Genomic DNA, 22,816 nt, shown 5'->3' on the forward strand with positions numbered 1-22,816 from the left:
AGAAAAGAGCACTTCAGCCGTATGATACGGTCAAAGTGCTCTTATAACAACGTGATCCATTGCATTAGTTAAAAGTCGGCAGGTTGTCCAAATTGTTGGAAGGATCGCCATCAGCATCACCCCGGATATAAGTGCCTCCGTTTTTTCCCTTAAACGTGTTTGCTCCGGCAATTTCCCCATTATGGACAGCCTGCAAAGCCTCAGTATAGTTTAGCACTCTTCCTGAGCTTGTCTGAAACGATGTCAGATCCCCATCCCCGTTACGTTGTACCGCTGTAAATGTCTCACGTTCTGTCAATGCTATCCCATCCTTCTCGCTTCTACTAATATTGGCCACATGATAAAGCCTCTTCTGAGACCGAACCTTTGTACCAGATGCGGTGAATCGTTAGCATTCCCGAACGACTGACATTTTATGCAAGAGTATCAGGTATAAAATAGAGAAACTTAAAAAGTGTACTAAGTCAATTTCTTCTCCATACGCACATGCAGAATATCTGCGTCGTAGAAAGGCTCTTCCGATACGGTCTCATAGCCTAAAGACTGATAAAACCCTTCTGCTTGGCACTGCCCGTCCAACACACACTTCTCAACGCCATGCGCCCTAGCTATTTGTTCTAATCCAATCATTAAGGTCCGACCTATTCCTAAGCCACGAAATGGCTTTCTGACTGCAATTCGTTGCATTTTTGCCGTAAATTCATCAAGCAGCTTAACTCGTCCTGTAGCCCCATATTTGCCATCAATCATGAGTAGTACATGGAAGGCCGGGGCATCTAATGTATCGTATTCATCACATTCTAGTTCATCAGGCACATTCTGCTCCTGAACAAATACTTCTTTACGGATAGTGATGCACTCATCCAATTGCTCTTGGGTTTTGACCTCTATAATCTCAGCTGCCACTAGCCTCACCTCCGTCATTTATAAGCAACTATTTTACCATATGTATGAACAAAATTATATTATACAAAAAAATGAAATTCATGTATAGTAAGGCTATCGAATACGCTTACAATAATAGGAGGTACTTAATGGACCCGGTTACCGCAACAATTGTGGCCGTAGTAGTAATGGTTATTGGTACGGTCTGCCTGCTGCTTATCGTTACCAAAAAAGCATACACGCATAAGTGGGATACAGAGGAGCTATCAGATTCGCCTACTTCAGCGACAGATCCTCGAGATCGTGATCCTGACCATGTATAAAGCACAGCAAAATACGAACAGTACCTAATGCAACCTGGAGTTACCATCAGGGCCTGTTCGTATTTGATTGATCGAAAGTCATCTGTTCATCAGGGTTGATATACATCGTTTGGCACAACTTTGCCATATACATCCTCATAGATCGGAACTGTTCCCTCTTGAGGTTCAAGATCCTTGTACTGGTCGGGGCTCGCTATCATCATGCCTGAACTACTCACAAGCACTACAATAACGATAATTGCAACAACTATTGGTTTGAAATAAGGCCTCGGTCTCGGCATCATACATCCCTCCAATTGACATATCAACGATGTATATCACCATTTTCACCGTAAACAGATAATCTTAAACACCATTTGCAAACGACTACACACCACATGGTATTTAAATTTCTTCTAAGCTCAGGCAGCCAAAGCTTAACTAATGCTCCTTGCCAGAGCCATCATCTATTTTACGAAGCCATATATACCGCTCATCCTGGTTGGTGCTGTCATGAACCAACAGTCGTGATAGCAGCCAGCACAAGACCGCTACGATTCCGAACACGCCTAATAGCCAAACGAATAACTGAGCTCCCAGCATCATATCCCTCCGCTTGTCCTCTCCATTTGGAGAAGGTAGTGATCATTCTTCTTCAATGTATGATCAAGTCACCAGCTTTAGTCGTCACGAGCGCCAAAAGTCAGCTTCTCTACGTCCACTTGATCGTCAGGACAAGCGTAAGTGGATGATAGCAAAGAAATGCTTACAGTTTACAGCCCTTTTTGTCTAATCAAAAAAAACTCCTTGCTTGCCGCTGTAGCAGCATTGAGGTGCTCCAATCTTAACAACGGCTCGCTTGATAGAAGCATAGCTCTCGACATCAACTAAAAATAAAAAAAACCTTGATCATCATCAAGGGTTCTACATTAGTATGTATGGTGATCTGTAGTGGGCTCGAACCACTGTAAATAGGTTTCTATGTAATACTATTCTGTTTATTAAAATTCAAAATATAAAAATACGGTAATATCTCATTCCAAAGATATTACCGTATCACATCAACGAGGAGCAGGTAAAGGTATTGTGCTGATTTCTTCAATAAATTCTTTCAGTAGTCTTCCGTTCATCTTAATTGAGAACTCGTCATCAACTGCCGAAAGCACAAAATCGTTATCTACGATGTAGTAAGTTCCATATCTAGTGAAGTAATACTTCCCTTCATGAGCCAGTTTCCCTGCTGCAATAGCCGTAACAATTTTCATCCCTTTTTTGAGATCAGGTTCAATTCCCCGAAATACTGAATTGTAGACTAATTTAATATTACCTGTTACTGGATTTCCATTTATGGTTTCCAATACCTTAACTTCATATTGTGTGAATGTAGCAGTGAGAGTTGATAATCCATTTTGCTTTCTCTTCTGATTAATCTTATTTTCAGGTGTATTTGGTAGGCCCGTTAAATCTATATCATACTCTGGCAATTCACCAATTACTTCAGCAGTAATGATTGTTTCTGTTAGTTTAGTGACTTCTTGAAAAGATTGTTTTTTCATATGGTATGTGGGGTGTTCACCATCTAAGGAAGGATATTTTTGTCGCAATTCTTGTATCCTTTTAGCGGAAAGTCCTATAGATGAACTGTTGTCATTGTATATATACAGTGACAACACAAATATTAGAGCAATACATCCTACGACACTATAAATCTTAGTCCTCCTCGTAATTAGCATTACACTACCTCCATTTTCAATATACACTTTAATATTTATTTGAAATATCATTTATGTCATGAGCTCTTGGAGTCGTGTAACTCGAATATGATCCTTGTCTCATGATAGAATCATCATTGACCGGATAAAATATGGAGTTAGGGTGACCTAAACCTAGAACGTGCCCAATTTCATGCACCATTGTATATAATTTATCATTCTCACTCCCGAATACTTGTGAATGAGGGTTCATATAAATGTGACCGTATTTAATTAACCGTGTGGAGTTTATTGCGGAGTTTGAATCTTTTATTAGTATGTTATCTGTTGTGGTTATGTCCGTAATACCATATACACTGTACACATTAACAAATCCTACTTTTTGTTCCCAAAAGTCATTTGTTGGAGTCAGTATGTCTACATTTGAGTATGAAAACGTTGTTCTAGTTGTTTGTACTTTAGACGTACTATTCGACCAAGCATTTGTGGCATTGACATAGTGATTAGTATAACTAGAACTTAGAGAATCATTGTTAAATTTTAAATGTGCGGCGCCAAAATTTGTAATACTCCATTTCAAGGGAATTGGTGCCCAGTTTGGTGCTGAACCACTATAATACATTTCATGGGCGCTTGAAGTTGCTGAGAACGACAATAGTAAAATTGACATTATGGCGACGAGTCTTAATCTTTTTAACAATTGATATCCACCTTCCTCAAAATAATAAACTCACGATACACCTTATAACAAATCCCCTAAAGTTATCACTCAGATTCAAATATTTGTAAATCAAGATAATAATATCATGTTTCGATGAGTATTTATATGATCATTATTAATACTTATACAATTTTTATCTTACGTTCTCAGATTAGAGAAACTAAATATGATCATCTACCAATAAGATGACCAAGTGCATTCGATTCAGTCTCAGATAAAAACCGTGAATGAGTTGCTTCTAAGGATTCCCACGTATGATGTAGTTGAAATTTATGAAGATCGAGATTTAACAGAGGTGTCTTTTAAATAGATTGATTTTTCTCAATATGGTTTATTGTGTACGTGTCCATATTGAGAGATCTAAAAGGAAGGAGAAGGTTAAAATTCGAAACTAGTGCAAAAACGTCAAAGTACAAAAGATTCTTATTATGAATGTAAGCTAGATTTGCTGGTGATGTTTCTTATAATAACTAATCGGAAAACTTCAATGAATAAAGCTTATTCCGCATTAAGACTTAGTATAAATGAAATCAAGACTCTAGAGTTCATCAAAAATAATGAACTAGAGTCTTGATTTATAAGATATAAACATACCATTTAGATGGAATAATTGTTGAACATCATTCATACATTTAATTATATTGAGAATGGCCTTAAAATCAACTAAATTATATTACATATACGCACTAATTTATATTAAGTGGTAGGACGGATGGGGATCGAACCCATGACCCTTACCCTGTCAAGATAATGCTCTCCCGCTGAGCTACCGTCCTATATTTAGATAAATAATAACAGAAGATGTTCCTAGCGACAACCGCATTATTAGCAGTTGTCTCTATTCTTTTTATATTCAATAAAAAGAGACTTATAAAACATCTTTTTAACCTGTGAGAATAGATTTGGTGCTCTCCCAGCTGAGCTAACAGATCACATTATTAGAAGTAAATCAACAAATAATCAGTGAATATATCAATTAATATATCATCGGCCAAAGTCATTGTCAACGTTTACTGTTCATGTATTCATGCACAGTTTATAGTTAGTACTACTTACTACTACTTACACACTTCTAGAACATTTCAGAAGCATGACGGTAGCGCCCTTCAACATGAACTTTCAAATCCACTTACGAAAAGAAAGACTGCATTGCATTGTGCAGATGTTTCTGCATTAGATACAAGCAGTCTCTTTTATTTTTATGATTCAATCGGAGGAAGCTGCCAAACAATAGGCTCTTCCCCAAGCGCTTGCAAATGATCATTGATTTTCGAGAACGGACGGCTGCCAAAGAACCCACGATGAGCAGACAACGGACTTGGATGTGGTGCCTGTACGATGAAATGACGGGAGCGATCGATCATTTTAGCTTTCGCCTGTGCATGACTACCCCACAATACAAAGACGACAGGACGATCTCGTTCATTCAACAGTTGTATGACCTGATCCGTAAATGTTTCCCAGCCCTGACCTTTATGAGAATTTGGTTGTGATTCCCTAACAGTCAGAACCGTATTTAACATAAATACGCCTTGCTCCGCCCACGCTTTTAAATATCCGTGACTCGGCATCGTTGTACCCACATCAGTCGCACTCTCTTTGAGCATATTAAGAAGTGACGGAGGAATTCGTACGCCTGGCTGCACCGAGAAACTAAGACCGTGAGCTTGGCCTGGACCGTGATACGGATCTTGTCCCACGATCATAACTTTTGTGTCCGCATAGGAAGTTAACTGGAAGGCCGTAAATAATTGGTCAAATGGAGGGTAAATCACTTGATGATTATACTCTTCTCTTAACCATGTCCATAATGTTTTAAAATAAGGCTTCCGTACTTCATCGTGAAGAAGTTGAGACCAGTCATTGTCCACTTTCCAGCTCATACAATTCATCCTCTCTATTCTATTTCGATTACAAATAAAAAACCCCTTCCGCTAGTCAGCGAAAGGAGTTATATCATCCACATTACCCTATTATCATAAAGTGCTAGAAGTTATAAATGGTGCCGAGAACCGGGGTCGAACCGGTACGGTAGTCACCTACCGCAGGATTTTAAGTCCTGTGCGTCTGCCAATTCCGCCATCCCGGCATGTTTTCCGCTTAACCACGCGGGTTTTGCGTTATATGCCTCTTCGCTTTATTCGATGTGCCTCGTAGGATTTTTCGAATGACTGTACGGCTTGGCATGTCGTATGTTCATCGTTTCAAAATCCTGTGCGGCTCAACCGGACAAGTAATAATATATCACGTGGGATTTCGAGTGTCAACACTTTCTCAAAAATAATTTAACGGGATTAACAACAAGCGTATTACCCCGTTAAATTCCTTCCTATATAATGCGTTTATTTTCGTATGTTTATTCTGCCTTCAATCAACCCTCACGATGTCCTCTACGTCGATCCACCGACGCTCTCCGTCGCAAAGGAAACGTACGCGATTCGTTTCGAATCCGACAACCTCGACGACAACATTAACGTTGCCATACGGCTCAAATAGTTCCACCGCAATAGACTCGTGGTCATGCGCTGCTTGCGCTAAACGCTCGTTAATGTATTCGAGTTCCTGCTCGTCGAGCTGCGGCCGACTCTTGCGGTCATACTCGCCTCTATGCCTTATAATCGTTTCCTTGTGTTCCGGCAGCATCATACGCGAAGCTTCCCAAATACCGTTTCCCTGAAGCTTTTTACTCATTTATAGTGACCTCCGATCTTGCTCGCTCTGTCTCGTGTTTGTCCCGCGGAGGTAAAGCTACTTGCGCGTACGATCGCGGTCTCCCCGAATTTGTCCTTTATGGTATCCATGACGGAATCTAGCTTGCGTTTTTCTTCGCGATCATCAAATAGTGTGAGCTGATACACCGAATCATCAACTAGGTCGGTAATCGCAATCCCTAGTCGTCTAACAGGTTCGCCGTCCCAAAACTTGTGGAAGAGCTTTTTACACGCTTCGTAAATATCCGTAGTTGAATTCGTCGGATCAGCAAGCTTCTGTTGCCGATTAAATCCGGTCGGATGATCCCAATCAGCGCCCGAGCAGCTTACAGAAATCACGGAGCCCATCACACTCTTGGCTCTGCACCTTCTGCAAACCTGGCTGACTAGATCGAGTAACACAACGTCTATCTCCCACGCTTCGGCGTAATCGCGTGGTAATGTCATGCCATTTCCGATTACCTTTTGCGTATCGTGTGATGATGTTGTTACGGGAGAGTCATCTATGCCGTTTGCCACCTGCCATATTACCTGGCCGTTAACGCCCCATCGCTTAGTAAGCCGAGTAAGAGGAGTCTGTGCAAGCTCGCCAATTGTGTAAATGCCCATGCGGTTTAGATGACGACGCATGCGTGATCCAACGCCCCACATTTTTTCGACTGGATGAGGCCAGATGTGTTTAGGCATGGTTTCTTTTGTCAGCGTGAAGATTCCGGATTTATTTTTCTTTGCGACTATATCGCAACACACTTTCGCGATAGTCTTATTTTGGCCTATTCCTGCCCGTGCCCACACGCCTGTTTCGAGTAAAATGTGTTGCTGTATTTTTGCTGCAAGCTGCTCCGGAGTCATCTTAAACAAATGAATACTGTGCGTTACATCAATAAATTGCTCGTCGATGCTGTACGGCTCAACTAGATCTGTATACGTCTCTAAAATGCGAGTGATCTGCATCGATACGTCGATGTACAATTGCATCCGCGGCTGTACGACGACTACGTCAGGACACTTCTTTAACGTTTCCCAAAGTCGTTCAGCGGTCGATACGCCGTACGATTTCGCGATAGGACACGCCGCGAGTACGATGCCAGATCTGCGTTCTGGATCACCGGCAACCACCAGTGGCTTGTTTTTATATTGCGGTTGCATCGCTTTTTCCACGCTAGCATAGAAGCTTTGCATATCGGTGAGCATAATAATCCGTTCTTGTTTCTTGCTCATGCTGACTGCCCCTTTGGTGACCAAGATAGAATACGATCAATGCGAAACGGCCTCCAGGCTTTAGATTTTAAACATGTCGCATAGATAGTCCCGTTTTGAATGCTCCGGATTAAGATTCTGTGTTGTGTGATATTACCACATTTATCCTCGTAAATGATTTCGACGGTCTGCCCAATATACTTTTTAAACACACCAACCACTCCTAAATAGAACATTTGTTCTGTCATTGAGTATTATATGCGAATGTGTGTTCTATATTCAATATATAAATTTTACCGATAAAATAAGAGTAAAGTATGTACTTATTATTGTATTAAGTGTGTAGTTGTGTTATTATTAAGTCAAGGAATAATGTACCACATATACACTAACTGAGTTCGCTGGCCTAGCGCAGCGACAAGGAGGATATTATGAACATCGTGGAAATGTACGCTAAAGCGAAAGAAATCTACGAAGCAAACGAAGAGCAATACTGGTACATCGGCTTACGTTTCGAGAACAAAGAGCGCGAGATTGGCGAAGTTTGCGAGAATAGCCGCCATAATGGTGACCGCGAAGACGAGCGCGACTTCCCTACTTATGGCACTGAAGAATATGAGGACATGGATTTGCTCGACGGAACATCCGCATGGGACATGTCAATAAAAAGTACATACGAATACAGCTCGTGGGATGCGCAACAAGACGATTGCCTTAAGTGTTTCATACCAGATCACTGTTATGTTATTGCCAGTAACAAGCAAGGCCGTCATGACGATCCTGATCACGGTGAAATTCTTATAAAAGACGCAGTCGTTATCGCACAATTATTCTAATAAAAGGAGACTGATAGGGATGGAACAAAGAATCGAACAACTTGAAGCAAGATTGGATGAGGTAACAAAAATATTATTTTCAACACTAAATGCACTTGCTACTGTGGCCGAGGGTCACGGATATGGAGCAACAAGAGAGGTAGAATCTATTATTCAGTACGCAAATGATAAGTTAGACCTCCTAACAGGACAAAAGAACAAAAGTTAATACTAGAGGGCCGAAGCCCTCTAGTATTAACTTTTAATTTAAGGAGGAACCTAGGGTGGCAAGAAAACAAATATGGATGAACCCGCCGCTCGAGAAACTTGCGGAGGAATGCGGAAAGGCAAAAGGCCGCGATGGGAAGTTCTCCACACGCCTGGGTGATATCGTAGAGCGCTATGACTTAATCATGCGCCTAACCCCAGCACCGGAACTGTCCGACAATGAGTTGATGATCATGGGTGAGGTAATCCTCGGATCAGCGTTAACAACCGTAAGCCTCAAATACATGCACGAGTCAATTCTCGACGCAGCTTCGGGTACAGCCGATGAGCGTCAAGCGCTACACGGAAAAGCTACCTCATGGAGCATTGCAGAACGAATCGCATTAATTGAAGTAATTGAAGCTACGGGAAACTAAGTGTATGCTCCACGATCGTATTTGCATTCAGTGTAAGACAATGTTTCAAGGCGGCCCTAGAAAGATGTTTTGCAGTACATGTTCATTGAGTCGGAAGCGTAACACAGCTAAAGCTTACTCCAAGCGTAAGTACGTTTCCATCCGTACGCAAAGTAAAACTACTTCACAAGGACGCGAGAATTCCACTTCAAAAATAATACGCCTTTGTGATCGGTGTAAAGAAACTTTTTGGGGAGTAAGAAAGACTAAGTTATGCCCTTCGTGCAGGACCCTTAGCATAAGGGAAAGAAATTCACATTATAATAGAAACAAAAACAACCAGATTCCACGGGAAAAGAAACTCGTTTTAACAAATGTGAATAAGCAGGTAATTAGAATGCTCTATGATAACAACGTAAGAGTTAAGACTATTGCTCAAACTTATAACATCACTTCCGAATTGGTTTCCTATCATGCGTTAAAGGGTACTCTCGAAAGAAACTACCGTAATGACGGAAAACTAGACGCTTTTACAGCCAGTGAGATAAGGAGGCGTCGGGAACAAGATAATCTCACCTACAAACAACTGGCGGATATTTACGGCATCGGTAAAACTACAGTGTATTACATTTGTACAGGTGATCAATGGAGTAGAAAATGCCACCGTGAGGAGTGTCAGAAGCGAATAGTTGTAAGTAATTCTGGCAGAAAGCTATTCTGTGGGGCTAAATGCGAAGAGATATTTACAGAAGCATGTCTCACTGAGTTTAATGTGATGTTGAAATTAATTGAAGAGTCAAGTGTTAAATATGAAACAATTGGTTTCTTGTGGGGTTCGGCTCGTTTTTCGGGTGATTATTTTATAGCTCAAACTGTGCGTAAAGATTTACTACAGGGCGTCAAACAAACACTTGCCGTTTCCAATAAAATTTTCAGCACGCCGCTTGAAAATGACAAACTCTCGTGGCGCTTAAAAATCCCGCCGACACACCCATATGTTGTGAGGATGTTGGAGATGGGATACTCAGGAAGAAACGATGAGGATCGCACTCACCCGAATCTGCCTCATGCTAAAGCGGCCGATTTCTATCGTGGTTATTTTTCCGTGCATCATGCAATTGATTGTCCAAAAGGTAAATACAGACTTCGGTTTTACGCTGCTGCACCGTTACTGGAAGGCCTTAATACACACCTTAGCACTGAGTTAGGTGTTGGCATCAAGAAAGTGCAAAGTGTTGGCAACAGCGAAATTTGCAAGGTGCTTTACTACCAGTCACCTACTGATGTTAAGATGATTGCTGACCATCTAAATTTATGGAAATAAAAAAAGAGCCAAAGGAATAAATTCCCCGGCTCTTTTTTAATGAACATAATCAATATGTTTCAATCTACGACCTCGCACGGAAGTCGAAACCTTCTAAATACAATTTATCTCGATTGGTGAATGTTGTCAATCACATTCGTAAATTGAAAACTCTTCTTTCACTCCACCGAGTCTAAGGTCATTGACCTCTTTCAAGCTCCTGAATATGTTCCGAGAGTGCTCCAACGTAATCCGTTTTAAAGTTGTCCATGTCTGTACCATCTGCATAGATAACAGTATAATCACACATTTCCGCAAACATGTTGAAGTGTTTTACAAAGCCTAAGTCTCTCGACAGTACGCTCGGTGTTGGCACAATTAGTGTCTGACCTTGATTAGCCTTCATGTATTCCTTTAATTCGACAAAGCCTGGACGATCCAAGTCCATTCCGCTAAACCCTTCATCAAAAAACATGCGAGCAACCGTGTAACCCTGCTCGTCATACATGCGGTCGCATGTTAAACTCTGGGTATATATAACACAAGGAGTTGTCGTAATTGAACCGCATGTTAAACGCAGATATCGAATTCTTCACGGCGGCAATGTCGCAAGCCGTCGTCGAAGTATGGCAAGAAGATAGTGCAGGAGTGTATTGTTACGTAGACGCGGGGATCGTCGAAAAGTATTCGTCGAGGTCCGTTAAGATACGGAACGAATCCGGGGATTCAATGTTCTATGACCGCGAACTATCGATGTTCCAAATGAGAAAAACGCCCACCGACGGATGAACTCCGAAAGTGGGCGTTTGCCTATCTACTTATCCTCGCGTTTTTCTTCGTACGCGTCACCTTGCTCCGCGCCGGATCTCTTCGAATCAACGTATGCCTCCGCAAGCACATACGCAACGACCGAACCTACCGCACCGATAACCCCCGTAACTTGTACGACTGTGCTCTCGCCTGCTCCAAATGCTGCGAGTACGCTCGTCCCCAACGCAGCCAATAACGCCCAAAACTTCCGGCTGGCTAACTTTTGCTTCCAGTTGATATTATCGTTCATATCCGATACCTCCGTTTATATAGTAGAAACTCGATTACTTCGACGTTACCTTTACCGTCTTGCTCACGTTATCCCACGCAATTGTCGCGCCCATAGCCGCTGCAAAGGAACGCGCGGGGAAGTACGTGACACCATCGATGATGATACCGTCATCTACGCGCTTTCCGTTTACGATAAGTTTCGCAACATCAGATTTGTCCGCCGTTTTCATCCGCTTTTCAACCTCCGCTTTAAACTTCGTCCATCCCGTCCATTTACCGTTGTCATACATGAGTCGCGGACAAATCTTGCCGGACCAGTCATAGTGCCTACGCAGCCTATCAACGCCCCATCCGCGTTCCTGCAACATCTTTGCGACAAGATCAGCGGCATTATCGAGAGTTTTCGCGTAATCACCACTTTCGCATATCTCGATTCCGATACTCTTACGATTGCCATCGCCGTTCCCGTCACCTGCGTGCCATGCGACTTCATTCAGCGGAAGGCATTCAATAGCTTCGCGTTCGTCCACGACGATATGGTACGACGCCGTTCGACTGTTACTCGGATTCGTCAACCATGCGCGTTCGTTTTTTGCGGTTGACGTTGGATTCCCCGTATTGTGGATCGTAATCGTTGTCGGAGTCATTGCGTTACCTGGACGTCGGTTGCATGGGGTATTGCGTGGAATATAGTCGGCAATATAATTCATTCAATCACTCCTTATCTCGCGGTAAACGTTCTTTCATGTCGCGCAGCTCTCCGATGATGACATCGTATTTTTCCGAGAACTTTGCGAGTAAATCTTGCAATCCGGCTTCTCGTTCCTTGTTATTTTTCATGACGTAGATGAGAAGCCAAACAAAAAGGACCGCGAACGGCCCTTGCGTTAGAAAGTATTTAAGTACATCCATTTCCATCGATTATACCTCCGCTTCCTCTTCGGTGTTTACCGTCTCCAACACAGCGAGGGCAAGTCCGATTTGCTCATCTAGTGCGTGAAGAATATCGACTTGCTTATCGGGATGAGATGCGAGTACCGTCGAGATGACTGCGGATAACTCCGTAATTGGATCAGATAAATCGATAGTGCATTCGAGTAATTGTCGTAGTTTCATGCGCATCCCCTTTCGTTGGCAAAAGAAAAAGCCCACGCGGTTAACGTGAGCTTAGTCATAATAATGTTAATCTACGTTGACGTAATGGTCACCTTGCAAGACCATTCGTTTCTTACAGGCTTTACATGTGATTCCCGGTTTCTTTTGATTACGAGTCTCAAATCCGCAAGTAGGGCAAACTATGCGGTAAACAGTAGAATCCGTCTTCTTTGCCATAAATGGTGAAATAATTCCCATTACTATTAAAGGCAATCCAATGAAAATACCTATTCCAGTAAACGAGATAGCTATTCCTAAACAGGTAAAAACTAGAAATAATACACATCCCATGTTTTTACTGTTGGATTCATCTATGCGCCTCTCTTTACCTTCTAGTTCGTATATCTTACCTAAATCTGGTTTTTGCTCCATTTTGTCACCCCAATAATAAAAGGTAATTACTTACTTGTGTCAATCTCCGCTTGAATGCGGATAATTTCCGCTTCGGCTACGTCGATCTGCGTTTGATAGTCTGCGACGACTTTACGGGACTTAGAGAGGTTCTCCTCTAGTCCAGAAAGGCGACCCGGAATCTTTTCTTCGCGTGCTTTCTCCTCGGTTATGGCGTCCACATAAGTCTTGATGCTGACGTTTTCAGCGGTAATGTTAACTTTAATCGAGCTGATGTCCCCACGAAGTTTTGCAATTTTGTTTGTCAACGCCAATGCCTCTTCACTTAAGGCATTTCCCTCATTAAGGACTGTTTTTCCCGACAAGGTAATCTTCTTCCCCTTTACGGTAAGCGGAGTTCCCGTTGCATCTGCGATGGCTCGGACAGGAACATAAGCAGATCCATTGATTATTGCACCATCTGCAATTTTCTTCCCGCCTTGTTCTACCACATATATACCGGTCACTTTCTCGCCTACTAGATTTTTAATAGAGTCAGCAAAAATTGATGTTCCTCCGAATAGTAGCGCTCCTACTACAATACCTGATATAAATTTTTTCATGTCCCTACCTCCTTGGAAGATATATCTAATACTATTATCGGCCAAGGAGGTCGAAAGTTCCAATACTATTTTATACTGTGTGAGCATGCGTGAATCCGCTATATTCATTCCATGTGTGAACTTGTCCTGTAATGTCCTTAAATTGTGCTCCATTTCTAAATCCGTGGTTATGTGCACCGCCATTTGCGCTCGATGTTGGATCGCCTTTATTTACCTTTATACTAAGTGCACCGGAAAGCCCGTCTATCTGTGCCATTCTAATGCCTGTTATGTTTGGTGCATTTGTAAAATCCACATTGCCTTGAAAATAAATACTACGGCCAACTGCCGCAAGTTGAATATCTACCACCGACGCAATCTGAAACAACGAATCCCCACCATTAATGTGCGCAACGCCGTTGCCGCCTGACCCCGCAAATGATATTGCACTCATTCCGTATAGGTCGTTAGAATCTATCGAAATCCTCTGGCGTCCGTTACCGTCATATGTTCGCCATCCACGATAGTCCATTTCAACTCGCGCCCCGAATGCCGCCGTCCGAATGAGTCCGCCTGTAATCGTCGAACTTTCCATTGTGGATTGTGAAATTTGTCCCGTCAGTTTTATACTCCGCGCAATAACGTTTCCCTTCATATCGACTTGGAAAGGAGAGCTCGCAAAGTCTGCGTGTCCAGCCGCAATCCCTCGCGTATTAATCTGCGTAACATCGTTTCCTCCACCAATCAACAACGATACAAAACTACCGAGTTGTCCATTAATCACTTCTGCATTAATATAGCGCGGTGTAATCGCAGTCCTAGCGGTGGCCCCGCCATCTGTCGTTAATATAATGCCATTCGACGTCATGATAACTTGATTGCGCACATCAGTCTTATCCTGCAAAACAATTCCACGCGTGTCATATTTGACTTCTGTTTTCGAATTGTTTATGTCAATAACAGCGATTCGTGCGAACTCTTCAAACGCATCCGTACGAATCCGTCCGCTGCTGAAGATATTGTCAACAACGCGCTTCGACCGTTCCAGGTCCGCGATAATGTCCTCGTAATCCCGCAGCATCACGTTGGCAACCGTTACTTGCGAATGCTTTTCGGTGGAATACGGATATTCCGTCAGCTCCGTAATTCTCGCGACAATATTATCTAGTCCCAATTCGGGGTCGATACAGCGGACGGTATCGCCTAGATTCGGCTTCGGCTCGGACTTGTCGAGCTTGAACAAATCCGCAGCAGACACCGCAACCTCCAACGCAGGAACCTCCTGCTCTCGTAATGCTTTTCGAGTTGCATCGAGTAACTTAATCGGATCTTCGATATCCTGTTCGATGATCTCTCCGTCAAAGTAAGCATTAGTATCATTCGACCACGCAGCCTGATACGGCGATATTAAATAGTTAACCGCAAGCTTGCCGTCAACGATAGCGCCTGGTACTTGTGCTAAAAGGCTGCGCTCGTCATCGGCTAATATTGATGCTGACTGACCGATCCATGTTCGTCCGTCCTTCATTTGCGCGAACATCCGTGTCACAAGTGAGTTCGCGTCATCTTTAAAATTAGTAGACACGATGTTTTTACCAATACGGTACTGCAACCCGTTATCCGCGCCGATCTTCTTTTTTACGTGGATGCGGAAGTTATCGGGTTCCAGCTCGCAGCCGTACATCTTGATAACGTCATTGAGCGCTTGTAACGCATTGCCGCGACCCCAGTCCTTGACATCGAATAAGTCAAATGTGTCATCGATGCTAAACGTGTACTTACCGCCTGTTGCCGCTGATATCGCATCGAGCAGCCGTGAGATGTGGCACCCGAATGCTTCCGAAATATAAGAACCATACGGCACCTTATAATCTGTCAACTTAAACATAACATGAGTACAAGTTATAGCAGCCGTCAGCTTGCGTCCATCTCGGACACGCTGCCTAGAGTTGATAATGTAATATTGCCCGCGTTCATCCTTCACGTGGCCCTTGAGCTGTATTTTGTCCTTGAAATCGTCGCTCGTCATCGGAACTAAAAAAGACAGCTCATAATCGCTATTGAGCCGTCTTCGTCGTTGTATGCTATTTGGATCGACTTCGTTTAGGATTCCAACCCGTCGCAGGTTTTTATCATACGATTGAAGGTGATTCACACGTTACCCCCTAATACAAGAATTTATCTCGGTGCGTGATCCGCGTTAGTATGTTACGAGTGCTTTCGTTGTCTGTGTATGTTAGCTTGTTGACTCCTAGGACAAGATTGAAGAAATCCCCGTCGAACAAGTGTAAAACGTTCTGGCCGTTTAGTGTGACCGTCATCTTTTTCGTATCGATAACAAGTCTATCGCCCGGCTTAAAATCCCCATTAAATTTAATCTCGTCAACGTGTGCATAAGTTACATCAACGCTAAATTCCGTTGCAGTGTCGGCAGTGACTGACAATAGCCGCTCGCGCACCATTCGCGCCATTAATTCCGTTGCCGTCTCTAACGGCTGAGAGAGAAGTGTTATCTCACGTGTCAGTGCGAATTGAGATTCGGTAGCACTGTCAATAACTACGGACACTGGAATATCTACGTTTAACCTTGCGATAGCTTCCGTCGCTGTTTCTATGACCACGGTCAAAAACGTTTCAATGTACCGGATTCGATTAAACGGTGCAAGATTAAACGGCGTTAGGTTAAACAATTTGAACACCCCCGCCCATAATAAAAGCGCCTACCGGTTAGATGGCGCTCACTGTGCATTCGGACTGTCTGGTGTTATATCCGGTCGTTCCGCATATACATGCGCTTCGACTCTCGTCTCATTAGTTGGTGCAAGTTTGTAGGAACTTACAATTCCCTTGATGTCTCCTTCACCGCTGTCATGACGAGTAATACACGCTCTTGCGATTACGCGTATCTGAAAGTCTTTCATATTGCAGCTCCTTTCTATTGGGCCATTATCTCGGCTATTGTTAGTTCTAAATCTGAAACTCTCGCCTTAGTCTGTGCAACCTCTTCCGATAAGGGCTTTCGATAAACTGGCTCTGGTTTTGGCTGGTTTGGATCTGGGTAACTAAACTCCAATTTCTTTGTGACTGGATTAACTCGGTAACCAACGCACTCAGCAAAGTCCTGAGCATACTGATCTGGCTCTAGTTCAATCACATCAAACGTAATGCGATTTCGCTCAGACAATGGCTTATATCGTTCTATATCAAGGTCAACGCTAGGAACCTCTGTTAACCACATATCTGTAAAATTACCACTCTCAAAAAACACTGATCCTGTCACTTTGTCAAAATATAATCTTCGTGGCACAAACATAATAGGCCTCCTTATGCATAAGCTTCCCATGACCATTCGATATTACTATTCTCGTTAGTGCTACATGTGAATCCGTTTGCTACATAACCAAATCCGCTGAATAGACTAACGGATGGAGTAGATCCGAAATAATAATGACGTTTTGCTTGTAAAAAGTTATCCATGTAATAGCTCGAGTCGCCATAGCTTCCCCAAACCAGAATGCGATTTGGTGGAAATGATAGGCCTGCCACATGAATATTACTTCCGGTATATTTACCAGTTGCAAACTTTTTCCCTTCAATTAGAATACCTGTCATATTTAGAACTTGTATACCATCACGTAGATTTTCCGGTCGCAAGTTAGGTATCGGATAAGAGACCCAAGACTGACCGTCATAGTAGCCCCATATTGGCTTTATAAATATCCTATCACCTGATGCGAGTTCTGCTGCTGCTCCAGGCATGTGATAATTCTCTGCCGAACGGTTAGGCATCGCCCCCGCCGTACCTGCAATCGAGTTACCCACGAGGACAGTGTTAGAATCAACAGGAACGCCCTTCACCGTGATTGGTCCGTCATAGATTCCCGCACTTTTAACGATGTCAGTTGGCCCCGGCGTGATAGTCTGCGCCCCAGTCGCCTGTACTGGAAGTGATCCCGTTTTTTTCGCTCCACCCGAGTACATAGTCTTACCTGCGCGCAGGTCCGCGGCCGTTGCTGTTGCATCTTTGGAAATGTTTCGTACATTCGTTGCCATTACCGCAAACTCAGCCGTGCTGCCCGTAGATTGTCCCATGTCAGTAATGGCGGCAGCTACTTCCGTTTTTCCGCTACTGACAGATGTAAAAGTTTCGGCAATGTTCTGGCGCATAGCATCGTAATCATACGCAGTAAAGTACCTCGCTACCTTTGCACCTGCGCTCCACGATTTAGCAACGCTCTGAAAAGCGCGTTCAACTGTAAGTGTTTTTTCGTTTATTGCGGTGTATCGGATCGTCTCGGCAGTTTCGTCGCTACCTATCGTAAGCAAATTTGGAGCCGCAGGAATCCCCGTCACACTGACTAATGAGATTGTCGTGTCACTCGCTGATATAGCCGCAGCAAGCTCGGTACCTGGACTGTTGACCACTGCGGGATACATCGGTAATTGTGCCATCTAAACGCCTCCTTATTGCACGAATCGAACGACTGTGCTGTCTTTTAGAAACTTCGGTTTGTCTCCACTCTGAATCGTTCGTGGGTTTGGAATCGGCGCAGACCATAATAGATTACCGCCTGTCGCCGCTGTTCGAAGTCCGACATGTGTTATCTGCCCCCAATCCGCAGCAGCAATGGGAAACTCGATATCAGCCAAGTTTTTAACTGTCTGCTTGCCGCCCTCGACCGCAGGAGCCGAAAAAGTAATCGGCATACGAGTATAGCCACCTCCAGTGACTTCCGTGCCTGTATCCGCCTGAGTCGGATCAGATGTATATAGAGCAAGAAAGACGGCCGCAGGCGGAGTGAACGCCGTGTTACGAAGTGCTGCGTTCAGCATTGCCGCAGATAGCCAATTCGATATATTCATAATTCGTTCCCCTTTCTAAATCGTGTACTCGTTTGTAATTCGGAAATTACGAATCGTATTGGTCCCAATATTGGTTAAAACAATGGCCGGCTCCGCCTGTACATCACCGTTCGAAGTAATGAACGTTATTTCGGGTGAATGCGATATCGTAACCTCCGTAACCTTTTCGGTCGATTCGGGCCACGGGTCGTTTGCTTTCAAGCTGACGTTGACCATACGACTCCCAACTTGTCCATCTGGCGCAAGTGTGCCGTTATACACCGCGCGGTAAATTCGGTTCGGCAAATCCGAAAACTCGACGGTGACTTCGCGACGATTGCCGTTAAATATCCGAGCGAGCAGCGCAAGAGTCCGGTGATACTCCGAAGGTGTTGACGTAATTAACAACGTCATTTCGATTCGACGCGGATTATATGAACTACCAAACGACAACTCTCCGTCTCTGCCTGCGAGCTTTAAAGTTGATTCGTCGCTCTCCGGTAAAATAGGAAGACGCCGCTCATATAGAGCAGCGCCTATCGTCGAGAGCCACGTACCATTCACGCGGACATCATATTCGATTGTCATACGGATTTCACCCCTGACGTACGTACTCGCGATGCCACTCGTTCGCGTTCGGAGTATAGCGTCTCCACATCCGCCTTGTCCTCGAAGACAGCGTCATTAACGCTCATGTCGATGTGATTGACGATAGTCTGCGCCGATGCCGCAGGACGGTCATATCTCAACGTTGGTGCTGGAGCATTCAACATCGCGAACAATTTCGAGAGTTGCATCGGATTAAATATTGCCTCTCCACCGTGGATGACCGCTTGCATCGGCTGTCCTACTGGACCAGGAACTACGCCGCCAACATCAAATGACGGAAGCTTTCCGGTATCTTGTGCGATACCATACTTGCTGCGAATCTCGATATTACGAGCGTTAAGCCTCGACATTTCCATAGCATCATTTCGAGACTTAGCTTTTGTCCATGCATCTTTATTCGCATTGTATTCCGCTAGTTCGCTGTCATAAGAGTTAGCGCGTGATATTGCGGCCATCTTAGCGTTATACTGCGCGACAAACGAGTCGAGGTCTGAAAGTATCTGCTTGTTTGTTTCCGCGTTTGAATTGATTCGGAATGCAGATATCGCAGACTCTACCGACTTCACGTCGCCAGAAAAGTCGGAGAATGCGGCAATAAGCGCATCATATTTCGCTTCAGCATCGGACTTTTCTTTATCAAACGCCTTCTCTCGCTCAGTCTTCTCGTCTTGCAGCGTTTGCTTTTGCTCATCGAGATTACGTTCGCGAAGGTCACGATTGTGTTCGAGCTGCATGCGTTCGATCTCTTTCGCAAGTTCGTCGCGTTCGCGAATTCCGTCCGGACCAACTGCGGATTGAAGCAGCGCAAGTCGAGCGCGTTTCTCCGCAAGCAACGTTTCGTAATCGGCATCATCGTTACCTTCGCGTTCCTTCTGCTTGAGCCGGTCAATTGCCTTGATCCGCTCATCGTAATCGGATAGTGCCGCTTTCTTGCGTTCCTCAATCGCGTCGAGTTCGGCCTTTTTCGCCTTGTCTATATTCGTCTTCTGCGCCTTGTACAAGTCTTCCGCGACCTTTTGCGTATCCTTAACAAACGATTTTCGCGCTTGATAAAGCTGCTCATCCGCCTTTTTGTAAAACTCGGAATCTTTGGCGTAACGATCACGAACACGACGCCACGCCTCGACTTTCATCTGCGCGATCTCGTTCTCGGACTTACCGGCCTCTTCCATACGACGCGATTCAGCTTCGATCCAATCTGACGAAGCGTCGAACTGCGCTCTAACAAGCTGCTTTCGCGCTTGATACAGTTGTTCATCCGATTTTTTATACTCTTCGCTATCTTTCTTGTATTTGTCGCGGAGCCGAGTCCAAGCGTCAATCTTCATTTTTGCGATTGCTTCTTCGGTCTTATACGAGTCCTGCATACGACGCTCTTCTCGCGATATCCACTCGGTAGAAAACTCATATCGTGAACGTGCGCTATCTTCGCCTAACCGTTTAATTTGCAAGTTGAGCTGACGTGCGTCATCAACCGTCTCTTTGAGGTGTTGCTTATGTGACGCTCGCACCTTTTCGTAAGCAGCGATTTGCCGCTCGGCGGACCAGTCGTACATATCCGCTTGGTACTGAATTGTAGCCAATTCCGCGTCGTACGCCTTCTTGCGTTCTTCTCTGGCGATTTCCTCTGGAGACTTTCCTTTCTTCTCCTTTTTCTGCTTATCACCATTTTTAGAGTTATCAATCTTGATAAACTCTCCGGAGGAAAGGTTTTGAAGAGATTTCTCCATCGACTTCTTAGCTTCATTGGCGGCTTCAAGTTGTTTCTTCTGACCTTCTAATTGCGTCTTGATTTCTTCGGAGACTTTGTCTTTATTGTCATTTATAAAGTTTGCCATTGAACGCTCAGCAAGCGGATCAACAAACCCTTCGAATTGACTCTTTATTTCTGACTTTTCTGGACCCGAAATCGATACGCCAGCAACTGCACTTATGACCTCAAGCAATGCTTGATAGTTTTTTATTTGTGCCTCGATAGCCTTTTTATTTGCCTCTGTGACTTTAATTTGGTTCTCGATCTGAGCTTTTGCTGCGGCGGAAGATGCCTCCAACATGTTTCTCTCTGCGCCAATTTGATCCTCTATAACATCAATATTGGCTATCCGCGCACGACCTTGTGCGTCAATCTCCCACGTGAGATCGGGATATTCTTTCTTCAAAGCGTTGATTGTCTCGCTAAGTTCCGTATTCTGCTCGTTGGTAAGTTTATTTTCCGAATTGAGCGCCTTATATCGATTCATGAGCGTGTCAACATCTTCGATTTGACTCCGTCTCGTCGCGAGAGATTCATATTCGGCTTTATTCATTTGGTACATGGCGACGGAAGACTTGTCGATTTCTTCGCGCATACGACGTAGGTTAGTAGTCGCCTCTTCGAAACTTCCGTGGCCCAAGGTCGCCAACTGCTCGTCGATCTTCTCAAGCTTGGATTCGAGCTGATCCAACTCAGGAAGCGCGTCCCAATTATCGACAGATGATGCCTCTGCTTCGCGAAGTCTCTCTTGTAGCTCGATTCGTTCCTCAAGTAACGCCGCAAGTTCCTTTTCGGATTCTTGCAACTGTTTAACTTCGTTAGCACTACGCAAGATTGGCGATCTTTCGAGTTGTGCGTTCATTTTCGACTGTGCTTCTGACACCTGCTCCGCAGCCTTTGCAGCCTCGCGAGCATGTGCGGTGTACATACCAAGCCCCGCAGCAACCGCGCCAATTGCAGCGATAGCCCAACCAACCGGTCCCATTGTAAGTCCAATGCCGGCAAGTGCACCCTCCAACACAGGCATAGCAAACTTAATTGCATTTATTATCCCCAAGAGAGTTCCCATTGCAGCAGCAAACCCCGTCACCGCAACCCCTGCCGCGAACAGTCCGGATACTAGCTCTTTATTTTCCGTCACCCACTCCGCCAAGGAAACGATAATCGGCGTAAGCACTTCGTAAAACGCAGCGAATAGTGGTTTGATACTTTCGCCTAGGCTTACTTCGAGCGTCTGGACTGCGGTATTGTACGAAGACACAATGCCCGTATAATCCGACAATGCGACCGCAGCATTGCCCGTAAAAATCTCCGACTCTCTTAAAAATCCGTTGTATGCCGCTTGAATCTTTTGAGCATCCGTTAACTTACCGGCAGTTGTGCCGATTGTCCTTGCGTATTCAGCTTGCATGACGGAAAGGTTTTTCGTAACGCCGACCGCATCCGTCAAGACGCTGTTCCCGTTTTTGATACCTTCCATCGAGACGACAATCGCTTGTCCCCATCCGTAATGTGCCTGCCTATTGTAAGCGGCGGCATCGGCCATAGCTTTAATGAGCGTAGTTGTCTGTTCAATATCGAGGCCCATTGCCAGCGCCGTCTTGTATGCTTGCGCCGATTCTGTCATCGACATAAATCCGATTTTCGCGGTATCCTGTACGGCTTTCGTCGCTTCACCAACGTTGTATCCGAGATTTTTCGATACTTCGACCAAGCCTTTAGTCGCGTTGTACATCCGTTCGGCTTCGGCAACATACTCGCGCATCTCGCTAAGTAATTTACTAAATGCCGCAGACGCACCTAACGCAAGAAGCGCAGATTCAATCCCGCCGAGCTTTCCGCGAGTCTTATCGGCTTCGCCTTGTGCTTCGGTCAATTCGCGAGTAATCTTGTCAATCTCCTGTGCTGATGCTCCGAGTCGTACAAGTTCCTCGCGGACGGCCGCAAGCTGGCGTTGAAGAATCTGCGGATTGGATTCGCGAAGATATCGATTGATATTCTGGATCTTTTGCGCGGACAAGCCGAGATCTTCGAGCGAACGATTCAACGTCATAAACGATCCGCTCGCTTGTTGTCCGGCACTTCCGAGTTCTGCGGCTTTAGCCTTCGCGCGGTCTATCGCCGACATAAATCCGGAGATATCTGCGGTGACTGACGCCTTTATTCCGCCTACATCCGTCGTACTGCTAATGCTAATCACCTCTTTCGGGCA

29 protein-coding genes and 2 tRNA genes are annotated in these 22,816 nt (G+C 44.4%); 5 read left to right on the plus strand and 26 right to left on the minus strand.

The genetic code is table 11. From position 1 onward, the window contains the following. Positions 1-64 precede the first annotated feature (64 nt). Both MH117_RS09510 and MH117_RS09515 read right to left on the minus strand, forming a co-directional pair. Positions 65-304 carry a DUF3892 domain-containing protein gene (locus MH117_RS09510; protein ID WP_239328711.1) on the minus strand — a complete coding sequence of 80 codons (240 nt, stop codon included), beginning with the start codon at positions 302-304 and terminating at the stop codon, positions 65-67. 155 nt (positions 305-459) lie between these two features. Beyond that, positions 460-906, minus strand: coding sequence for a GNAT family N-acetyltransferase (locus tag MH117_RS09515; protein ID WP_239328406.1), 447 nt, complete (start codon positions 904-906; stop codon positions 460-462). A gap of 128 nt (positions 907-1,034) precedes the next feature. On the opposite strand from MH117_RS09515, the gene MH117_RS09520 reads away from it, so the two are divergent. Continuing rightward, positions 1,035-1,208, plus strand: coding sequence for a hypothetical protein (locus MH117_RS09520; RefSeq protein ID WP_239328407.1), 174 nt, complete (start codon positions 1,035-1,037; stop codon positions 1,206-1,208). Between the two features lie 89 nt (positions 1,209-1,297). On the opposite strand, the gene MH117_RS09525 is transcribed toward MH117_RS09520, so the two are convergent. The 9 genes from MH117_RS09525 to MH117_RS09565 form a co-directional block, all read right to left on the minus strand. Then, a complete protein-coding gene (locus tag MH117_RS09525; RefSeq protein ID WP_239328408.1) occupies positions 1,298-1,489 on the minus strand; it encodes a hypothetical protein in 192 nt (63 codons plus the stop codon). 139 nt (positions 1,490-1,628) lie between these two features. Next, positions 1,629-1,790, minus strand: coding sequence for a hypothetical protein (locus MH117_RS09530; protein WP_239328409.1), 162 nt, complete (start codon positions 1,788-1,790; stop codon positions 1,629-1,631). Between the two features lie 458 nt (positions 1,791-2,248). After that, entirely contained in the window at positions 2,249-2,743 is a 495-nt protein-coding gene (locus MH117_RS09535) for a hypothetical protein (RefSeq protein ID WP_239328410.1), read from the minus strand. 205 nt (positions 2,744-2,948) lie between these two features. Continuing rightward, positions 2,949-3,599: a zinc metalloprotease gene (locus tag MH117_RS09540; RefSeq protein WP_239328411.1), complete on the minus strand. Its 651-nt coding sequence runs from the start codon at positions 3,597-3,599 to the stop codon at positions 2,949-2,951. Between the two features lie 722 nt (positions 3,600-4,321). Next, positions 4,322-4,396, minus strand: a tRNA-Val gene (locus tag MH117_RS09545). 423 nt (positions 4,397-4,819) lie between these two features. Then, a complete protein-coding gene (locus MH117_RS09550; RefSeq protein WP_239328412.1) occupies positions 4,820-5,503 on the minus strand; it encodes a uracil-DNA glycosylase in 684 nt (227 codons plus the stop codon). A gap of 117 nt (positions 5,504-5,620) precedes the next feature. After that, a tRNA-Leu gene (locus tag MH117_RS09555) sits at positions 5,621-5,709 on the minus strand. A gap of 278 nt (positions 5,710-5,987) precedes the next feature. After that, the gene (locus tag MH117_RS09560) at positions 5,988-6,311 is read right to left on the minus strand and encodes a YolD-like family protein (protein ID WP_239328413.1); all 324 of its coding nucleotides are present in this window, start codon (positions 6,309-6,311) and stop codon (positions 5,988-5,990) included. Then, the gene (locus MH117_RS09565; RefSeq protein ID WP_239328414.1) at positions 6,308-7,552 is read right to left on the minus strand and encodes a DNA polymerase IV; all 1,245 of its coding nucleotides are present in this window, start codon (positions 7,550-7,552) and stop codon (positions 6,308-6,310) included. Before MH117_RS09565 ends, MH117_RS09560 begins: the two co-directional genes overlap by 4 nt. A gap of 410 nt (positions 7,553-7,962) precedes the next feature. Here MH117_RS09565 and MH117_RS09570 point away from each other — a divergent pair, with 410 nt between their 5' ends. From MH117_RS09570 to MH117_RS09585, 4 genes are all read left to right on the plus strand, one after another. Next, the gene (locus MH117_RS09570; protein ID WP_239328415.1) at positions 7,963-8,367 is read left to right on the plus strand and encodes a hypothetical protein; all 405 of its coding nucleotides are present in this window, start codon (positions 7,963-7,965) and stop codon (positions 8,365-8,367) included. A gap of 19 nt (positions 8,368-8,386) precedes the next feature. Then, complete coding sequence (locus MH117_RS09575) at positions 8,387-8,575, plus strand: hypothetical protein (RefSeq protein WP_239328416.1); 189 nt, start codon at positions 8,387-8,389, stop codon at positions 8,573-8,575. Between the two features lie 55 nt (positions 8,576-8,630). Further along, positions 8,631-8,990, plus strand: coding sequence for a hypothetical protein (locus tag MH117_RS09580; RefSeq protein WP_239328417.1), 360 nt, complete (start codon positions 8,631-8,633; stop codon positions 8,988-8,990). Between the two features lie 376 nt (positions 8,991-9,366). After that, on the plus strand, positions 9,367-10,293 hold the full coding sequence (locus MH117_RS09585; RefSeq protein WP_239328418.1) for a helix-turn-helix domain-containing protein: 927 nt from the start codon (positions 9,367-9,369) through the stop codon (positions 10,291-10,293). A gap of 178 nt (positions 10,294-10,471) precedes the next feature. Here MH117_RS09585 and MH117_RS09590 read toward each other — a convergent pair whose 3' ends face one another. The 15 genes from MH117_RS09590 to MH117_RS09660 all read right to left on the minus strand — a co-directional run bounded on the left by MH117_RS09590 (position 10,472) and on the right by MH117_RS09660 (position 22,804). After that, complete coding sequence (locus tag MH117_RS09590) at positions 10,472-10,861, minus strand: recombinase family protein (protein WP_343224457.1); 390 nt, start codon at positions 10,859-10,861, stop codon at positions 10,472-10,474. A 225-nt stretch (positions 10,862-11,086) separates the two neighbouring features. Continuing rightward, positions 11,087-11,332 carry a phage holin family protein gene (locus MH117_RS09595; protein WP_239328420.1) on the minus strand — a complete coding sequence of 82 codons (246 nt, stop codon included), beginning with the start codon at positions 11,330-11,332 and terminating at the stop codon, positions 11,087-11,089. A gap of 34 nt (positions 11,333-11,366) precedes the next feature. After that, positions 11,367-12,023, minus strand: a complete 657-nt coding sequence (locus MH117_RS09600; protein WP_239328421.1) for an N-acetylmuramoyl-L-alanine amidase — start codon at positions 12,021-12,023, stop codon at positions 11,367-11,369. A gap of 4 nt (positions 12,024-12,027) precedes the next feature. Next, positions 12,028-12,231 (minus strand): BhlA/UviB family holin-like peptide, encoded by a 204-nt coding sequence (locus MH117_RS09605; protein WP_239328422.1) that lies wholly within the window; start codon positions 12,229-12,231, stop codon positions 12,028-12,030. 3 nt (positions 12,232-12,234) lie between these two features. Next, positions 12,235-12,429 carry a hypothetical protein gene (locus MH117_RS09610; protein ID WP_239328423.1) on the minus strand — a complete coding sequence of 65 codons (195 nt, stop codon included), beginning with the start codon at positions 12,427-12,429 and terminating at the stop codon, positions 12,235-12,237. A 66-nt stretch (positions 12,430-12,495) separates the two neighbouring features. Then, the gene (locus tag MH117_RS09615) at positions 12,496-12,840 is read right to left on the minus strand and encodes a hypothetical protein (protein WP_239328424.1); all 345 of its coding nucleotides are present in this window, start codon (positions 12,838-12,840) and stop codon (positions 12,496-12,498) included. Positions 12,841-12,866: 26 nt separating this feature from the next. Next, positions 12,867-13,421, minus strand: coding sequence for a hypothetical protein (locus tag MH117_RS09620; RefSeq protein WP_239328425.1), 555 nt, complete (start codon positions 13,419-13,421; stop codon positions 12,867-12,869). A 70-nt stretch (positions 13,422-13,491) separates the two neighbouring features. Then, positions 13,492-15,555 (minus strand): phage tail spike protein, encoded by a 2,064-nt coding sequence (locus tag MH117_RS09625; protein ID WP_239328426.1) that lies wholly within the window; start codon positions 15,553-15,555, stop codon positions 13,492-13,494. Positions 15,556-15,565: 10 nt separating this feature from the next. After that, positions 15,566-16,090: a phage distal tail protein gene (locus MH117_RS09630; protein ID WP_239328427.1), complete on the minus strand. Its 525-nt coding sequence runs from the start codon at positions 16,088-16,090 to the stop codon at positions 15,566-15,568. A 48-nt stretch (positions 16,091-16,138) separates the two neighbouring features. Further along, positions 16,139-16,321 (minus strand): hypothetical protein, encoded by a 183-nt coding sequence (locus MH117_RS09635; RefSeq protein ID WP_239328428.1) that lies wholly within the window; start codon positions 16,319-16,321, stop codon positions 16,139-16,141. A gap of 14 nt (positions 16,322-16,335) precedes the next feature. Continuing rightward, on the minus strand, positions 16,336-16,713 hold the full coding sequence (locus MH117_RS09640; RefSeq protein ID WP_239328429.1) for a hypothetical protein: 378 nt from the start codon (positions 16,711-16,713) through the stop codon (positions 16,336-16,338). Between the two features lie 11 nt (positions 16,714-16,724). Continuing rightward, a complete protein-coding gene (locus MH117_RS09645; RefSeq protein WP_239328430.1) occupies positions 16,725-17,852 on the minus strand; it encodes a hypothetical protein in 1,128 nt (375 codons plus the stop codon). Positions 17,853-17,864: 12 nt separating this feature from the next. After that, positions 17,865-18,263, minus strand: coding sequence for a phage tail fiber protein (locus MH117_RS09650; RefSeq protein ID WP_239328431.1), 399 nt, complete (start codon positions 18,261-18,263; stop codon positions 17,865-17,867). A gap of 15 nt (positions 18,264-18,278) precedes the next feature. Then, on the minus strand, positions 18,279-18,830 hold the full coding sequence (locus MH117_RS09655) for a distal tail protein Dit (protein ID WP_239328432.1): 552 nt from the start codon (positions 18,828-18,830) through the stop codon (positions 18,279-18,281). Then, positions 18,827-22,804 (minus strand): hypothetical protein, encoded by a 3,978-nt coding sequence (locus MH117_RS09660; protein ID WP_239328433.1) that lies wholly within the window; start codon positions 22,802-22,804, stop codon positions 18,827-18,829. The genes MH117_RS09655 and MH117_RS09660 overlap by 4 nt, the downstream gene beginning before the upstream one ends. Positions 22,805-22,816: the final 12 nt, after the last annotated feature.

This window comes from Paenibacillus sp. ACRRX, assembly GCF_022346885.1.
In the GTDB taxonomy this organism is placed as follows: Bacteria; Bacillota; Bacilli; order Paenibacillales; family Paenibacillaceae; genus Paenibacillus_B.

Coding starts and splice junctions, on each gene's coding strand:
- MH117_RS09520 (WP_239328407.1), top strand. CDS start 1,035: ATGGACCCGGTTACCGCAACAATTGTGGCCGTAGTAGTAATGGTTATT.
- MH117_RS09525 (WP_239328408.1), bottom strand. CDS start 1,489: ATGCCGAGACCGAGGCCTTATTTCAAACCAATAGTTGTTGCAATTATC.
- MH117_RS09530 (WP_239328409.1), bottom strand. CDS start 1,790: ATGCTGGGAGCTCAGTTATTCGTTTGGCTATTAGGCGTGTTCGGAATC.
- MH117_RS09535 (WP_239328410.1), bottom strand. CDS start 2,743: ATGAAAAAACAATCTTTTCAAGAAGTCACTAAACTAACAGAAACAATC.
- MH117_RS09550 (WP_239328412.1), bottom strand. CDS start 5,503: ATGAGCTGGAAAGTGGACAATGACTGGTCTCAACTTCTTCACGATGAA.
- MH117_RS09560 (WP_239328413.1), bottom strand. CDS start 6,311: ATGAGTAAAAAGCTTCAGGGAAACGGTATTTGGGAAGCTTCGCGTATG.
- MH117_RS09565 (WP_239328414.1), bottom strand. CDS start 7,552: ATGAGCAAGAAACAAGAACGGATTATTATGCTCACCGATATGCAAAGC.
- MH117_RS09570 (WP_239328415.1), top strand. CDS start 7,963: ATGAACATCGTGGAAATGTACGCTAAAGCGAAAGAAATCTACGAAGCA.
- MH117_RS09575 (WP_239328416.1), top strand. CDS start 8,387: ATGGAACAAAGAATCGAACAACTTGAAGCAAGATTGGATGAGGTAACA.
- MH117_RS09585 (WP_239328418.1), top strand. CDS start 9,367: ATGCTCTATGATAACAACGTAAGAGTTAAGACTATTGCTCAAACTTAT.
- MH117_RS09595 (WP_239328420.1), bottom strand. CDS start 11,332: ATGAACGATAATATCAACTGGAAGCAAAAGTTAGCCAGCCGGAAGTTT.
- MH117_RS09600 (WP_239328421.1), bottom strand. CDS start 12,023: ATGAATTATATTGCCGACTATATTCCACGCAATACCCCATGCAACCGA.
- MH117_RS09605 (WP_239328422.1), bottom strand. CDS start 12,231: ATGGAAATGGATGTACTTAAATACTTTCTAACGCAAGGGCCGTTCGCG.
- MH117_RS09610 (WP_239328423.1), bottom strand. CDS start 12,429: ATGAAACTACGACAATTACTCGAATGCACTATCGATTTATCTGATCCA.
- MH117_RS09615 (WP_239328424.1), bottom strand. CDS start 12,840: ATGGAGCAAAAACCAGATTTAGGTAAGATATACGAACTAGAAGGTAAA.
- MH117_RS09620 (WP_239328425.1), bottom strand. CDS start 13,421: ATGAAAAAATTTATATCAGGTATTGTAGTAGGAGCGCTACTATTCGGA.
- MH117_RS09635 (WP_239328428.1), bottom strand. CDS start 16,321: ATGAAAGACTTTCAGATACGCGTAATCGCAAGAGCGTGTATTACTCGT.
- MH117_RS09640 (WP_239328429.1), bottom strand. CDS start 16,713: ATGTTTGTGCCACGAAGATTATATTTTGACAAAGTGACAGGATCAGTG.
- MH117_RS09645 (WP_239328430.1), bottom strand. CDS start 17,852: ATGGCACAATTACCGATGTATCCCGCAGTGGTCAACAGTCCAGGTACC.
- MH117_RS09650 (WP_239328431.1), bottom strand. CDS start 18,263: ATGAATATATCGAATTGGCTATCTGCGGCAATGCTGAACGCAGCACTT.
- MH117_RS09655 (WP_239328432.1), bottom strand. CDS start 18,830: ATGACAATCGAATATGATGTCCGCGTGAATGGTACGTGGCTCTCGACG.